This window comes from Roseobacter cerasinus (genome assembly GCF_009811755.1).
In the GTDB taxonomy this organism is placed as follows: Bacteria; Pseudomonadota; Alphaproteobacteria; order Rhodobacterales; family Rhodobacteraceae; genus Roseobacter; species Roseobacter cerasinus.
The window spans coordinates 500,606-516,034 of the sequence record NZ_BLIV01000003.1 but is presented as its reverse complement, the minus strand read 5'-3'; the positions used below and the strand labels follow the sequence as shown (position 1 = coordinate 516,034).

Genomic DNA, 15,429 nt, shown 5'->3' with positions numbered 1-15,429 from the left:
AGCGTCTTTCGGGGCGCTGCCTGATGTCGTGCTGGCAGGGCGATTTCGTCACCGCCACGGGTTGGCCCATGGAGCCTTGGCATATCAGGCGAACGTGCCCCAACGACATAGCGACGACAGGACGGCCTATCCGGCCAGCCACCGCATGCAGGTGGCTGCCGTCTCGACAGGGTCGATGATCTCCACTGCCAGCGCCTGACGTGCGGCGCGGGTCAGATCGACCATGCCCGCACATCCCAGAATGATGGCATCGGCGCCATCGTCGCAAAATGCTTTGCGCGCCTCATCAAGGACAATGGTCTTTGATGCCTCCGCCTCCCGCTCCAGATCCAAGACCGCTACGTTTGACGCCCGAACCCGGCAGGCCCATCGCTGCAACCCGTAGCTGGCGATGTTCTTCTCGATCACCGGAATCGAAACGGGCAGCGTTGTCACGACGCTGAACCGCCAATTGCGCAAGGCCGCCCTGTGAAAGGCAGCCTGCCCAATCCCGAGAACCGGGCAGCGAGCGACTTCAGCGGCCTCGACCAGAGCCGTATCGTCAAAGCAGCCGATGATGATGCCATCCGGGGCTTGCGCATCAACGTCCCGCACAAGGTCCAGCAGGTGAGGCGCGGCCTGCGCGCCATCTTCCTCTCCCTGGATCGCCGATGGCCCATTATGTGAGGTCCGACCCTCAAAGCGCAACTCAGGCGCGGCGGTTGCCGCTGCGCGCACCATGGCCTCAGTCATAGAGGCGGTGCTGTTGGGGTTGATGATGACGATCCGCGCCACGAGGTCAGACCAGGCCTTTGCCCGCGTCAGACCCGCGCCGCGCCCGTCGTCGGCCCGCCAGCCAGTAGATGGTCAGGAAGAGGGCGATCACGAGGAATGAGAAAACCGTTGTCAGCGTGCCCAAGGCAAAGATGACCGGCGTGGTCACATTTGTGGTCATGCCGAAGATCTCCAGCGGCAGGGTGTTGTAACTGCCTGAGGTCAACAGCGTCCGCGCAAACTCATCATAGCTCAGCGTGAACCCGAAAAGCGCCACACCAATCAGCGAGGACGCGATGATCGGCAAGACCACATGCCGGATGGTCTGCCATGGCGAGGCGCCCAGGTCCCGGGCGGCTTCCTCATAGCTCTGATCGAAGCGATTGAAGACGGCAAACATGATCAATAGCCCAAAGGGCAGGGTCCATGTCAGCTGTGCGCCGAACCCGCTGGTCGACCAATGCACCGTCAAGCCTGATTGCGACCAGATCAGCCCCACACCCAGTGAGACCAGGATCGAGGGGATCACCAGCGAGGTGATGATCAGATAAAACAGGATCCCGGAACCCCGGAACCGCTTGCGAAAGGCCAACCCGCCCATGACTGACACCACAACCGTGGTGACCATCACCATCAGCCCCAGCGTCAGGGAGCGCGAGAACGAGCCCCAGATGTCGCCGACGGCCTGCTGCTCAAAAAGGTCCCGGAACCAATGCAACGAGGTGCCCCGCATCGGGAAGGTCAAGCCGCCGCCCGGGCCCTGAAAGGACAGAATGGCGATGGTGATCGTTGGGCCATAGAGAAACACCAGAAATAGACCAAAGAAGACGGCAAGGATGTAAAAGGAGCGGGGGCGCGGTTCCATCACAGCTCCTTTCGGATATCGACCAGCCGCAACAGCAGCGCGATCACCATCAGTACGGTGATCAGCAGGATCACCGCCGTCGCCGAGGCGGACGGGTACTGCAGCAGCCCGATATCGTTCTGGATCATCCGCCCAACATTGGCGGACTGGCTGCCCGACATGAAGCGCACGGTGATGAAATCGCCCATCACCAGCGTCACCACAAAGATTGTGCCGATCATGATCCCCGGCTTGGTCAGCGGGATGATCACATGCCACAGTGTCTGCCAGCCGGTAGCACCTGCATCCACCGCCGCCTCGATCAACGATTTGTCGATCCGCATCATCGTGTTGAAAATCGGGACCACCATGAACAGCGTGTAAAGATGCACAAAGGCCAGAATGACGCTGAAATCACTGAAGAGCAGCCACTCCAGCGGCTCATCGATCACCCCCCAGGAGATCAAAGTCGAATTGGCCAGACCATTGCGGCCCAGAAACGGGATCCAGGAGATCATGCGAATGATGTTTGAGGTCCAGAATGGGATCGTACAGAGCAGAAAAAGCGCAATCTGCCAGGTCAGGCTGCGCACATGGAACGCCAGGAAGTAAGCGACCGTAAAGCCGATCAGCAAAGTAAAGACCCAGGTGATCACCGCGTATTTCAAGGTGTTGAGGAACACCCGGTAGGTCACCTCAGAGCCAAAGAGAAATGCATAGTTGTCGAACTGAAACGCGGGGTAGATCGACCATTCCGTCGCCCCCCAAAAGCTTACAACAGTGATCATCACAATCGGCGCCACAAGAAACACCACCAGAACGAGCGCCAGCGGCGCGGCCAGTAGCCAACCCGAGAGATGTCTATTGCTCAGCACGCCCTGTCTTCACCCTTCCAAAAATACTCACTTGGGGGTCTGGGGGGCATCGCCCCCCAGCCGGTCGCCGCCCGCAAGGGCGGCGAACCCTCATGCAGCAATGAACTCGTTCCACTTGCGCACCATGTACTGGTTCTCGTCCATGACTGCGTTCCAGCAGGCCACTGCGCCCATGCGGTCGTAGAACGACCCGCCGTCACGCACAGCGCCCGCTTTCTCCATCACCTGACCAAACGGGTTTGCGATATCGCCCTCTGCCGCCTTACCTTCGAACCAGAACCCCCATTCATCCGCGCTCATGAACCCTTTCGAGGTTTCAGGCACCGCCGAGTAATAGCCCTGGCGCATCAGGAAACCGCCAACCCAGCCGGAGAGATACCAGTTGATGTATTCATAAGCCGCGTCCAGCTCGATGCCCGAGAGCGATTTCGACAAGCCAATGCCGCCGCCCCAGGAGCGATAACCCTCTTCCAGCGGCTGGTAGACACACGGAATGCCCTGACTGCGCACCGCCGTAATCGCCGGTGACCACATCGACTGGATCACCACCTCCCCCGAAGCCATCAGGTTCACGCTCTCGTCAAAGGTCTTCCAGAAGGCCCGGAACTGGCCGTTCTTCTTGGCCTCGGTGAAGATACCAAGGGTCAGATCAATCTCCTCCTTGGTCATATTACCCTTGTCGGGATAGGTGTATTCCCCCATCGACTCCACCACCATGGCCATATCCATGATCCCGATGGAGGAAATGTCGAGGATCGAGGCCTTGCCCTTGAACTCAGGGTTCAGAAGCTCACTCCAGTTGGAAATCGGACGGCCAATCAGATCAGGCCGGATGCCCAAAGTGTCGGCATTGTAGATCGTGGGGATCAGCGTCATCCAGCCGCTCTCATTGTCCACGAATTCGCGGCCATCGACCCCCTCGACAAAACCAACCGAATGCGGCGCGGTGCCTTGTGCGATCGTGCTCTCCGGCGTCAGCTTGCCATCGCGGAAGATGCCCACGATCTTGTCGTAGTTCTTGATCTTCGACGTATCCATGGCCTGCAGATTGCCCGTGGGCCAAACCTTCTTGCAGATCCAGTATTCAATGTCGGCAATGTCGAAACTGTCCGGCTGCGTCGCCGCCCGCTGCGTCACGCTGTCGGAATCCAGCGCGGTCATCTCCAGCGTGAACCCAAGGTCTTCTTTCACCTTGTTCGCCACTTCATTGAGATTGGACACCCCGGTGCCGAACTGGCGCAGCGTCACATCCTTGATGGCCTGGCCCCAAACCATCGGGGCTGGAAGTGCACTGGCCGCAACCGCAGCCCCCCCGGCCTTGAGCATCGACCGTCGTGAATAGCGGATTTTTGGAATTGTTGTCATTGTCTTTTCCCTGTTGGTTGAGGTTTTGGTCAGGCTGAAAGCGCATGCGCCGCCTGACTGTCCCAGTTGAGACCAACGGCCTCTCCCAGATCCTTCGGTGCTCCGAAGAAATCCTTGTCTGACAAAAGGGCCGTGACCTCTTGCGCGCCCGCAATTGCGGCGGTGAGCGAGACATGCGTGCCCTGGTACTCGATATTCGTAATCTTGCCCTGCAATTGCGCCCCTTCTGGTGCGCCGATCCGCAAGGCGTCCGACCGCACGGCGACTTTGCCCTCGGCCAGCGCGATCACATTGTGCGACCCCAAAAAACGCGCCACAAACGCGGTCTTTGGCGCATCAAACACCGCGCGCGTGGGACCAGCCTGTTCAATGCGGGCGTCATTCATGACGACAATCTCATCCGCCAGCGCCAGCGCCTCATCCTGACCGTGGGTGACGTGGATGAAGGTGATACCCAGCTCCCGCTGCAGCCGCTTCAACTCGGCCCGCATCCTAATTCGCAGGAACGGGTCCAGCGCGGACAGCGGTTCATCCAGCAACAGCACATCCGGCTCGGTGATCAGCGCGCGCGCCAGCGCCACCCGCTGCTGCTGACCACCCGACAGCTGTGCCGGCAGGCGGTCGGCAAAGCCGCTCATGTCCACCAGTTCCAGCATCTCACCTGCGTGGCGCGCGCGGACCGCTGCATCCACCCCCTTCATCTTCAGGCTGAAGGCCACGTTGTCGGCGACGCTCAAATGCGGAAACAGCGCATAGTTCTGAAACATCATCGCCGTGCCGCGTTTGGCGGGCGGCAGATGTGAAATATCGCGCCCGCCCAGCAAAACCGACCCGTCCGACACGCTCTCATGCCCCGCCACCATGCGCAGGGTCGACGACTTGCCGCAGCCAGATGGCCCCAGCAAACAGGCATAGGTGCCCGCGCCAAAGTGGTAGCTTACCGCATCGACGGCGATTGTGTCGCCATAGCGTTTTGTCAGGCTGACAAACTCCAGATCAAGATCGCGGGCCATATCCCCTCACAACTGCTGCGCAAAGACTGTCGGGCCTGCAGCACGATCCAAAACCAATTCGGCACCGCCACAGCGCAGCCTGCGCGAAACGCTGCCCGAACACGCAGGGTCTCGCTTCATTGTTCAAAAAATATGCAAATATTGTATACGATATGATGCAGCCTTGAGGTCAATCTTGCAGCGCAGCAGCGGCTCTGTCACTGAGAACAGGCAGACCCGATGAAAGACATCACGCCCCGTGTCCAATATCTCCGCAGAAGGAATCGTGACCCAGCTGACCGAGGCGGTACATGCGCACCGCATCCTGCCCGGCATGAAACTCAGCGAAGATGAGGTGGCCGAGGTCTTCGGTGTCAGCCGCACCATTGTGCGCCAGGCCCTGCGGGCGCTGTCGCATGACGGACTCGTCTCGATCGAACGCAATCGCGGTGCCTTTGTCTCCAAACCGTCCGTGAAGGAAGCGCGGGAGGTCTTTGAGGCCCGGGCCTTGCTGGAGCCGCAAACCGCCCGCGCTGCTGCCGAACGGGCGACACCCGAGGATGTGGCGCATCTGGAACGGCACATCGAAGATGAGCACGCCGCTCTTGCAGCGGGAGATGCAGGGCGGGCGCTGATGCTCTCGGGGCTGTTCCACGTGGAAATCGCCCGTGTGGCCGATCAAAAGACCATCGAGACCTTCATTCAACAGCTGATCTCACGCTCCTCGCTTGTGATCGCGCTCTACTGGCAGCGCCGCAGCGCACTGTGCGAAAGCCATGCGCATCACGCGCTGCTGGACGCGTTTCGGCAAAATGATCCCGACCGGGCGGAGGAAGTGATGAAAGGCCATCTGGTGGATCTGGTGTCGCAGCTGAACCTGCGCGAACCGCCCACTGAAACACGGTCACTCAAGGAGGCGCTGCGCGGATGATCGCGTTCAAAACGGCGACGCTGCCCGAGCTTGAGAAGGTGCTGGACTGGGCGGGGCAAGAAGGCTGGAACCCCGGGGTCGACGACGCAGCCGCCTTTCTTGTGGCAGATCCCGATGGTTTCTTCATCGCGCTCAAAGACGGCAGGCCAGTCGCCGCCATCTCGGTTGTGAACCACGCTGACAGCTTTGCCTTCCTCGGGCTCTACATCGTCCGGCCCGAATGCCGGGGGCAGGGCATCGGCTATGCCCTGTGGCAACATGCACTGGAACACGCCGGAGCGCGCACCATCGGGCTTGACGGTGTGCCCGAACAGCAGGCCAACTATGCGGCCTCCGGCTTTGCACATGCGGGCGGCACGACGCGATTCTCTGGGCATGTGGCACCAGAACCATGCGCGGATCTGCGACCTGCGAACGCAAAGGATATCCCCGCCTTGATCGACCGTGAGGCTGCGGCGTCCGGTGTGCGCAAGGCGGCGTATCTCTCCACATGGTTCGAAACCACACCCAACCGACGAACACTTGTGGGCTCCGCAGGTTTGTGCACCGTGCGCCGCTGCCAAAGCGGTGCCAAGATCGGCCCGCTGATCGCGACAGACAGCGCCTCGGTCCTGCGCCTGATCCGCCATGCCTCAGGTCTCTTTGACGGCGATGTCACGATTGACGTGCCGGACGCCTCAGCGGCCGTGGCTGACGCCTGCAGGAGTTTGCAGTTGAGCCCCGGCTTTGAAACCGCGCGGATGTATCGCGGCCCGCGCCCGAAGGTCGGCAGCGACCTCTACGCCGTGGCAACCCTTGAATTGGGGTAGCGGGAGGGCCTGGCCTGCGTCCGGAACATTTCTCAAAAATAAATTCGAATAAAGTCCCGAGCTGAGTTGTTGATGGTGTGGAGATGCAAAGGTCTCTGTGAAATCTGGAGGATATGAAGATGACATCAACCACTGCGCTTGCCCTGGTCGCCGCGCTGAGTGCAACCACGGCCTTTGCGGGCGGACATGCCAATTGGACGTCGGTCGACGCGCAGTCCAGCGTTGGGTTTGCATCAATCAAAAACGACAGCTTTGGCGAGCTGCACCATTTCAGCGCCGTCACGGGCACGGTCAGCGAGGCGGGTGCGTTGAACATCGCCATTGACCTCAGCTCTGTCGAGACCAACATCGACATCCGCAACGAGCGTATGATCGAACATGTCTTTCAGGCAGGCGCGGCCACAGCCACTCTGACCGGCGAGATTGATATGGCCGAAGTGAGCGGGCTTGCCGTTGGGGACACCGCGCTTGTGGATGTCGAAGGGACCTTGGCCTTTGTCGGGATAGAAACTGACGTGGAAACAGAGATGCTGGTGGCCCGTCTGGGTGAGGACCGCGTTCTGGTGACCACGGCGGATTTCATCCTGTTGTCGACCGAGGATCTGGGCATTGACGCCGGCATCGACAAGCTGATGGAGCTTGCAAGCCTCGATGGCATCACGCGGGTGTCACCCGTGTCCATTCGGATGGTCTTTGAAAAGTAGCTTGTGCCCGTCACACATCCCTGCGGCGCGAGAGACTTTGCAGAAGTTGAGCCATTGGCCTTGAGTGGCGGCCGAGATCAGGGTGATACTGGCTGTCTGATTGTCACCGGAGGAAGACCAAAACGCGATGCCGATGCCTGACGCAGCACGCCTGATACGGATTGGGTGCGCTTGAAACTCTGGCCACACGCCGACCCCCGCGCAGAGATTTCCGCGGGCCTGCCTGCGGTGTTTCCGCGGATCTGGCGTTATGCGCTGACCCTGACCGGGGCGCGGGACCGGGCGGATGATCTGGCACAGACCGTCTGCCTGCGCGCCATGGAGAAGGCGGAGCAATTCGAGCCAGGCAGCAAACTGGACCGCTGGCTTTTTCGCATCACCCATAACATCTGGGTGAACGAGCTGCGCAAAGAGGCCGTCCGACGCGGTGGAGGTCTGGTGGCGGTAGAGGAGGCTGAGATTGCGGACCCAAGGCAAAACCCGGAACAGGACCAGATTGGCCGGGAGCTGCGCCAAAGCGTTCTGCGGTTGCCTGAGACCCAGCGCCAGACCGTGATGCTGGTGTACATCGAGGGATATTCCTATCGGGATGCGGCCGAGATCCTCGACATTCCCATTGGCACTGTGATGAGCCGTCTGGCGACCGCACGCGCGACGCTGGGGGTAAGGTTTCGCGATCAGGAGGTGCCAAAGCATGCACGATAGAGAATTTTCGGACGCGGAGCTTGTCGCCTTTCTGGATGGCGAGGCGGAGTTCGCGCCGGTGGCCGAAATCACAGCCGCACTGGCGCGCGACCCGGCCCTGCAGCAACGGCTGGACGCGCTCGCCATCGATCGCGCCGCTCTGCGGCGCAGCTTTGCCATGGTGGAGCCTGAACCGGGTGTAATGCCGGATCTCGCCATAGCGCCCGTTGGTGCTCGTGCTCCGATATGGCATCTTGCGACAGCGGCAAGTCTCGCGCTGATGATCGGCGTCGGGGCAGGGGCCTGGATGGCTCAGCCCGAACCGCCTGGCTGGGCGGAGTATGTGGCGGCCTATCAGGCGCTTTACTCCGAGGCGACGCTGGCCCATGTGGCGCCAGACGACATGACCCAACAGGTCGAACTGGCACGCGTTGCTGCCGCCATTGGCAAGGATATTGCGCTGGCGCAGCTGCAAACCGTCCCCGAGGCGCACTACAAGCGGGCGCAGGTGCTGAGTTTCGACGGCAGGCCGCTGGTGCAACTGGCGTTTACAACACCGGCGGGCACGCCCATAGCGCTTTGTATCATCCGCAGCGACTCCCCTGATGCGCCGGCCCCACAGATGACGCGGATGGAAGGCCTGAGTGCCGCCCGCTGGTTGCGGGACGGATATGACTATCTTTTAATCGGTGGTACCGACAGCGATATGGTGTCACGCATGGCCAACCGGTTTGTGTCCATGAACCTCTAGGCTTGAACCGTGTGAAATTCCCCCACAGGCGGCGCTCGTCGGCGCCTCTAGGCAATACTGCCTATTCTCGGGTCTGGCTTTTTCAGGCACAATTCCGGCTTCGTCGTAGAAGGGAGATGGCGTTGAGCACAGGATCTGCACCGCTTCATCTCCCGCCTCTGCAGGGGGTGGAGCATCCATTTGACATCGGCTCGTCGGGAGGGGTGTCAACCCCATCGCGCACCCCGCAAGACCTTGAATTGCCTTGCCATCTTGCCAAGCTGCGGCTCGGGACAGACGCGGCCTTTCTGTTTGACTGCGCCGAACTGGTCGCCACAGGGCCGGCCACGACCACGCGGGCGGACGACGTCTTTCAGGCCCAGGCCCGACGTCTCGCCTCCTATGCGAGTACCCTTCAGCCCGGTTTGGCGATTGACGACATCTATGCGCACGCCCTGGTCCGCAAGACGGATATCCTGTCCGGGCACCGCATGCGCGCCTTCATCGCCGCACCTGTGTGGGGGTCCGAAGGGCAGACCGTGGCAGTTCTCTGTGCAGCCGATACAAAGGCGCGCCGCTGGCAGGCGGCTGACCTGATCGATATGCAGCAGATTATTGCTCAAACAGAGGGCCTTCATCTTTCGCAATTCTGAAATTATGCGACAATACTGGATCGGGGGAGAAGATGACGACGAGCATCGATATCAGATGACCGGTGCGAATGGCTTGATTGATGCAGACTTTGATGGGGCTGCTATGACTTTGGCTGCGCAGCGGCACAAGGCCAGACAAGGTGTCTCATGAAACTGTCTTTGGGCATGATCCTGGCGCTTTGTCTTGCGGGGCTGCAGTTTGTCGCCGTGACCATTGTGGTGTTTTCCTCCTTTCTGACCTCTGAAAAGGTCTTGCTGGATCATGCGCGCCAATTGCTCAGCGACGTGGGCACCAACACAATCGAACACTCCAAGGGGTTTCTGACGCCGGCCAAGGGCGCGGCGGAGCTCGCCACCCGGCTGGCCGAAAGCCAAGTGATCGCCAGCGACAATGTCCGGCAACTTGAAAAACTGCTGTTCCAGCAGCTACAGATCTCGCCGCAGTTTGCGGGCCTCTTTTACGGTGATGAAAGCGGCAATTTTGTCTATGTGATGCGCAGCAGGGGGCGGGCGCCGTTCCGGAGCAAGATCGTGCGCCAGTTCGACGATCGCCGCACAACCGACCTGATCTGGCGCGACGACAGCTATGGGGCTGTGGTCTATCAGACCGACCCGGCCGACACATTCGATCCGCGCACCCGGCTGTGGTATCAGAGCGCCAGCGAAAAGCTCGCCAGCATCTGGACCGATCCTTACATTTTCTTCACCTCCCAGACGCCAGGCATCACCGCCGCGTCGCCGGTCTTTGATGACGAGGGAGCGTTGCAGGGGGTTGTTGGCGTTGATATCGACATTGAGGCGATTTCCGAATTCCTGTCCCGCCTCAATATCGGCGACAGCGGCAAGGCTCTGATCTTGAACAAGAATGGTGATGTGATTGCCCACCCGAACCAGGACCTGATCAGCACGGCCAATGACGATGGCACCTTCCGCTTTGTCAATATCGGAGAGATCGGCGACCCGGTTGCCCGTGCCGCGTTCGGCAATCTGGACGGAGATGGCAACAAGGATATCTCGGTCGCGCAGGAGACCTACTCGCGGTTCAATTTCGGAGGGTCGACCTATGTGTCGACCGTCATGCCGGTGATCAGCGAAGCCTTGCCCTGGACCATTGCGGTTTATGCGCCGGAAGCGGACTTCACCGGTGAGATCAAAGCCAACCGCACACAGAACATCTGGATTGCTGGGGGCATTGCGCTGCTGACCGCCGTCTTTGGCCTCGCATTGGCCCATTTCATCCACAAGCCGGTGCGCGCCTTCGCTGTGCGCTCGTCTTTGGTGTCACAAGGCGAGATCGCAGCGTCGGAGCCGCTGCCCAAAACCTATCGGGAGCTGGAGCGCGCCAATGAGACACTGGTTCAGGCCATCGCTGAGCGCAAGAAATCAGAGGCCGAGTTCGGGCGCACGTTCGATCTGTCATCGCGAGGTATGGCGCAGGTCGAGGCGGGCACGGGGCGCTTGATGCGGGTCAACAGCAAGTTCGCCGCCATGCTGGGCTATTCGGATAGGGACATCCTCGACCGGACCATGCATGAGATCTCGCACCCGGATGATGCAGTAGCCGGGTTCTTCTTTGCGGACGGGCGCCATAACCGGTCGGAATATCTGCATGAAAAACGGCTCTTGTGCAAAGATGGCGGGGTTATCTGGGTCAGCGAGAATGTCATTGTGATCCGCGATGAGGAGGGCACCCCGCGCCACGCCGTTGTCACCATCGACGACATCAGCGCACGCAAGGCTGCTGACAGCAAGATCCGGCAGCTCAATCGTGACCTGTCACATTCCAGCCGGGTGAATGTGATGGGGCAGATGGCAACGAGCCTCGCGCATGAGCTGAACCAGCCGCTTCTGGCGATCACACAGAATATGGACAGCGCGCTTTATGCCATGAAAAATGGCATGGACGATTCAAAGGAGCTGATGACCATTCTGGAAGAGACTGACCGCCATGCGCATCGCGCCGGCGATATCATCAAGGCGCTGCGCGGGTTTGTGAAAAAGGATGGGGTCGAACGGGCCGAGTTCGACTTTGAAGAGTTGATGGAACAGACCCTGCATCTGGTTGGGGCCGAGGCCAAGGACAACGGCGTGTCCATTCGCACAGAGATCGACAACCTGGACCCGGTCTATGGCTCTCGCGTACAGATCGCGCAGGTGCTGCTGAACCTTTTGCGCAACGCAATTGAGGCGATCAGCGATGCGAATGTGGACCTGCGCCAGATCTGTATCGCGGCGCAGAACGCTGATGACGGGCTTGTCGTCCGCATCACCGACACAGGGCCGGGGTTTGACGAGGACGCCAAGGTGTTCGAGCAATTTGAAACCACCAAGGAAGACGGCATGGGGCTGGGGTTGTCGATCTGCCGTTCGATTGTCGAGGCCCATGGTGGAACGCTATGGTACCAGCAGGACCGGGAGGGGCGCTCGCAGTTCTGCTTCACGGTACCGGCGCTGGTGCCCAAGACAACAAGCGAGAGACGCGATGAAATCAGCGCCTGAGCCTTGCGTGTTCATCGTTGACGATGATGAGGATATTCGGACCTCCCTGTCTCGTGCCTTGCGCACCCGGGGGTACACCACCGAGGTCTTTGCCTCCGCCCAGGCTTTTCTTGAGGGGTACAACCCCGATCAGCCCGGCTGTTTGATCCTGGATTACGGCATGCCAGAGATGTCCGGCTTGCAGCTGCAGGAGCTGTTGGTGACGCAGGGCTATGGGCTGCCGATCATCTTTGTGACCGGCCACGGGGGGGTGCCGGAATCCGTCCAGGCCATGAAACGCGGTGCCATCGATTTTCTGGAAAAACCGTTTCGGCAGGACGCCTTGCTCACGCAGGTGGACGCCGCGCTTGAGCTGGACACGCAGCGGCGGGCCGGGCGAGACAGGGCCCGAAACGCGCGGGTGCGCTTAGGCAAACTGACCGAGCGCGAGCGTGAGATTGCGCAGATTTTTGTCTCAAACCCGTCAAGCGCTTCGAGCAAGGATGTCGCCCGCCAGCTCGACATCAGCCCGCGCACGGTCGACCACCACCGGGCGCGGATCCTGGAGAAGATGTGCGTAACCTCGGTTGCGGAGCTGGTGGATCTCTCCATCACAACACAGCTTTTTGGCAAAGACGGGCCGGGCGCCGCATAGGTAGTTTTGCCTAGGCAATAACGCGAATTTACCCACGCCGGGTTTTTGCCCATTACGGTGATACAGTGTGGGTTGGATATCGTGGGCGCAGTTACGCGCCATCGAGTAACGAGTTTATCAGTTTGCTTTTCAACAGCTGCTCATTTGAAGTTCAATTTTCGCATCCGGAATCGGAATTCAAGTGCGTAATGCTTGGGCAAGCCGGAAGGGCGTTGCAACCCACATCACACTGGCGGGTTGCAACGTACCAAGCGTCTCCTCCCCGGGACCGGCACGTGCTAGCTGAAGTCAAACTGTTACAAACGCCATCGCGGATGTCGTTATCGCCCGTCCGACATATGTGTCGGCGGGCGGCCAGCTCATCTGTGATGGCCCGTGGTCGAAAACTGGATCAGACTCTCATAAAAAAAGCGACCAATCGGTCGCTTTCAACGTGGTATCAGGGGGGCGAAACAGGCGTTCTAGCGACCCCAGGTCCGCACCACACCGCAGTCCATATGGACGAAATTGGAGCGGCTGTATTTACCAACTCCGCCGCCCCGGCAGGCTGCCGCCGCGCGCGCAACCTGCGCAACCGTACGGCTCGACAACCGCAGGTCGGCCGCCTGGCCTTTCATGTGCAGCGAATTCTTCGCCACGCCCCGGCTGCGCGAGCGCAGCATCGCATTGGTCTGGGGGCTGCGGTAACCCGAGAGCAACATGTAGGGTTCCGTCGCGTCCAGCAGGTTGTGTGCCGCCGACATGATGTCGATTGTGCGCAGGTCCATCGACGTGACACCGTCGGTGCGCCAGTCGCGCATGAAGTGATTGATTTCTTTGACCGCATCTCGAATGTATTCGCCCTCGATCCAGTAGATCATGTCGATCCGTTCGCCCGTGCGACCCGAATACATCTTGATCCGTCGGATGTCACCGCCGCCGCGCAGGAAGCCCGCCGCGTTTGCGAATGTAGGTGCTGCTGTGATTGCTGTCGCCGCGAATGCGCCCAAAATGGCACGGCGAGACATGCTCGATGCAGTGTCTGTCGTCATGTGGTCTTCGCCCCGTATTCTGCCTTTGCTCGTGATGTTACACGAGGGTGTCATCTCTTCCCCAGATGCAACATGGGTATGTCATAGAGGCGATTGTTAACCAAGTCCTGAACGCGGGAACGGTGTTTTATGGTCATTTTTAGGCAAAATCTTGCCACTCTGGTAAGGTCTGCGTGTTTTGCGCTTGGGCGATGCAACTCTGCATCAGCTTCATCTTTCCTTGACCGAAGTCTCAAATGTTATTGGACAGGGTTGGCGCGCATCAGCAGAACCGATGTTACAAAATTGTGCGGGGTATCCAGAATGGCATCTTTCGGCCTGAGAAAATCTTTCATCTTTGTCACAGCGGTGGCGCTGCTTTTTGCCGTGATGAGCGCGGTCATGCCAACGCAAGCAACGGCGCAAGACACCGCCTTCAAGCAGGCCGTCGCCGAAGCTGCGGCACGTGACGAGGATATCGCCGCGTTCTATCAAGCCAATGGGTTCGAAGGGATCTGGACCGGCAAGGGCCGCGACAGGAACCGCCGGGCGGCGCTTATTCAGGCGCTGGATGCGGCTGACGATCATGGTCTGCCGGCGGCACGTTACGATGTTGTGGGACTGCAGGCCAAAATGCAGGCGGCCCGGACACCGCGAGATATGGGCCTGCTCGAGGTCGAGATGAGCCGTGTCTTTCTGCAATTCGCCCGTGATCTGCAGACCGGCGTGCTGATCCCCAGCCGGATCGACAAGGCCATTGTGCGCAAGGTGCCTTACCGCGACCGCAGCTCCTATCTGGTGAATTTCGCAAAATCCTCGCCCAAGGGATTTTTCCGGGCCCTGGCGCCACGCACGCGGGAATACACCGCCTTGATGAAAGAGAAACTGCGCCTGGAGCGGTTGCTTGCGCAGGGCGGTTGGGGTCAGACCGTGCCATCCAAGACGCTCAAGCCTGGCGCGTCGGGAGCAGCTGTGGTGGCCCTGCGGGACCGGTTGGTGCGCATGGGATACATGAAACGGACCGCTGGCCAGAGCTACGACGCGACGATGGTCGCCGCCGTGCAGGGCTTTCAGCGCGCCCACGGGCTGGAGCAGGACGGTGTTGCAGGCCCCGGAACAATGGCTGAGATCAACGTCTCCGTTCAGGAGCGGCTGCAATCGGTGATCGTGGCGATGGAGCGCGAACGCTGGGTGAACCGCGACCGCGGAAAGCGTCACATCGAGGTCAACCTGACCGATTTCACTGCCAAGATCATCGACAATGGCAAGACTACCTTCGAGACCCGCTCGGTCATCGGGCACCGCGAGCGCGACCGCCAGTCGCCCGAGTTCTCCGATGTGATGGAGTTCATGGTGATCAACCCCAGCTGGTATGTGCCGCGCTCCATTGTGACCAAGGAGTATCTGCCGGAACTGCAGGCCAACCCAAACGCGGTGAACCACATCGAGATCACCGACCGGAACGGGCGCCGCATTGATCGCTCTGCCGTGGATTTCACTCAGTTCACAGCGCGCACCTTTCCTTTCGCCATGCGCCAGCCTCCCAGCCGGGGCAACGCGCTGGGGCTGGTCAAGTTCATGTTCCCCAACAAGCACAACATTTACCTGCACGACACGCCTGCCAAGAATCTCTTTGGCCGCGAGGTCCGGGCCTATAGCCACGGCTGTATCCGTTTGGCAGATCCGTTTGACTTTGCCTACGCGCTGCTGGCCAAGCAGACCAGCGATCCGCAAGGTCTGTTTCAGGCCAAGCTCGCCACCGGCAAGGAACAGCAGGTGGACCTGAAAGAGCCGGTGCCGGTGCACATCATCTACCGCACCGCCTTTACCGACAGCAAAGGCCGCACCCAGTTCCGCCGCGACATCTACGGTCGTGACGGGCGCATCTGGGAGGCGCTGTCCAAAGCAGGGGTGGCCTTACGCGCGGTTCAGGGGTAGATCTGCGC

16 protein-coding genes are annotated in these 15,429 nt (G+C 60.2%); 9 read left to right on the top strand and 7 right to left on the bottom strand.

The features are described from left to right. Window positions 1–126 precede the first annotated feature (126 nt). The 5 genes from So717_RS10010 to So717_RS09990 form a co-directional block, all read right to left on the bottom strand. Window positions 127–774, bottom strand: a complete 648-nt coding sequence (locus So717_RS10010) for an aspartate/glutamate racemase family protein (protein ID WP_238840798.1) — start codon at window positions 772–774, stop codon at window positions 127–129. Window positions 775–778: 4 nt separating this feature from the next. Further along, a complete protein-coding gene (locus So717_RS10005; RefSeq protein WP_159976748.1) occupies window positions 779–1,618 on the bottom strand; it encodes an ABC transporter permease in 840 nt (279 codons plus the stop codon). Next, entirely contained in the window at window positions 1,618–2,472 is an 855-nt protein-coding gene (locus So717_RS10000) for an ABC transporter permease (RefSeq protein WP_159976746.1), read from the bottom strand. The genes So717_RS10005 and So717_RS10000 overlap by 1 nt, the downstream gene beginning before the upstream one ends. Before the next feature lie 90 nt (window positions 2,473–2,562). Next, window positions 2,563–3,828, bottom strand: a complete 1,266-nt coding sequence (locus So717_RS09995; protein ID WP_238840839.1) for an ABC transporter substrate-binding protein — start codon at window positions 3,826–3,828, stop codon at window positions 2,563–2,565. 38 nt (window positions 3,829–3,866) lie between these two features. Then, window positions 3,867–4,850, bottom strand: coding sequence for an ABC transporter ATP-binding protein (locus So717_RS09990; protein ID WP_159976742.1), 984 nt, complete (start codon window positions 4,848–4,850; stop codon window positions 3,867–3,869). Between the two features lie 238 nt (window positions 4,851–5,088). On the opposite strand from So717_RS09990, the gene So717_RS09985 reads away from it, so the two are divergent. From So717_RS09985 to So717_RS09950, 8 genes are all read left to right on the top strand, one after another. Then, window positions 5,089–5,760: a GntR family transcriptional regulator gene (locus tag So717_RS09985; RefSeq protein WP_238840795.1), complete on the top strand. Its 672-nt coding sequence runs from the start codon at window positions 5,089–5,091 to the stop codon at window positions 5,758–5,760. Further along, on the top strand, window positions 5,757–6,569 hold the full coding sequence (locus So717_RS09980) for a GNAT family N-acetyltransferase (RefSeq protein ID WP_159976740.1): 813 nt from the start codon (window positions 5,757–5,759) through the stop codon (window positions 6,567–6,569). Before So717_RS09985 ends, So717_RS09980 begins: the two co-directional genes overlap by 4 nt. 119 nt (window positions 6,570–6,688) lie before the next feature. Next, a complete protein-coding gene (locus So717_RS09975) occupies window positions 6,689–7,273 on the top strand; it encodes a YceI family protein (RefSeq protein ID WP_238840792.1) in 585 nt (194 codons plus the stop codon). A 171-nt stretch (window positions 7,274–7,444) separates the two neighbouring features. Further along, complete coding sequence (locus So717_RS09970; protein WP_238840790.1) at window positions 7,445–7,978, top strand: RNA polymerase sigma factor; 534 nt, start codon at window positions 7,445–7,447, stop codon at window positions 7,976–7,978. Beyond that, the gene (locus So717_RS09965) at window positions 7,968–8,708 is read left to right on the top strand and encodes an anti-sigma factor family protein (protein WP_159976735.1); all 741 of its coding nucleotides are present in this window, start codon (window positions 7,968–7,970) and stop codon (window positions 8,706–8,708) included. The genes So717_RS09970 and So717_RS09965 overlap by 11 nt, the downstream gene beginning before the upstream one ends. 203 nt (window positions 8,709–8,911) lie before the next feature. Next, complete coding sequence (locus So717_RS09960) at window positions 8,912–9,340, top strand: GAF domain-containing protein (RefSeq protein ID WP_159976733.1); 429 nt, start codon at window positions 8,912–8,914, stop codon at window positions 9,338–9,340. Between the two features lie 147 nt (window positions 9,341–9,487). Continuing rightward, the gene (locus tag So717_RS09955; RefSeq protein ID WP_159976731.1) at window positions 9,488–11,839 is read left to right on the top strand and encodes a cache domain-containing protein; all 2,352 of its coding nucleotides are present in this window, start codon (window positions 9,488–9,490) and stop codon (window positions 11,837–11,839) included. Continuing rightward, complete coding sequence (locus So717_RS09950) at window positions 11,823–12,473, top strand: response regulator transcription factor (RefSeq protein WP_159976729.1); 651 nt, start codon at window positions 11,823–11,825, stop codon at window positions 12,471–12,473. Before So717_RS09955 ends, So717_RS09950 begins: the two co-directional genes overlap by 17 nt. Window positions 12,474–12,934: 461 nt before the next feature. Here So717_RS09950 and mepK read toward each other — a convergent pair whose 3' ends face one another. Continuing rightward, window positions 12,935–13,504, bottom strand: coding sequence for a peptidoglycan L,D-endopeptidase MepK (gene mepK, locus So717_RS09945; protein ID WP_159976727.1), 570 nt, complete (start codon window positions 13,502–13,504; stop codon window positions 12,935–12,937). 239 nt (window positions 13,505–13,743) lie between these two features. Then, window positions 13,744–13,887, bottom strand: a complete 144-nt coding sequence (locus tag So717_RS22270; RefSeq protein ID WP_238840788.1) for a hypothetical protein — start codon at window positions 13,885–13,887, stop codon at window positions 13,744–13,746. Between So717_RS22270 and So717_RS09940 the strand changes: the two genes are divergently transcribed. Beyond that, the gene (locus tag So717_RS09940; protein ID WP_238840786.1) at window positions 13,886–15,421 is read left to right on the top strand and encodes a L,D-transpeptidase family protein; all 1,536 of its coding nucleotides are present in this window, start codon (window positions 13,886–13,888) and stop codon (window positions 15,419–15,421) included. The genes So717_RS22270 and So717_RS09940 overlap by 2 nt on opposite strands. Window positions 15,422–15,429 lie beyond the last annotated feature (8 nt).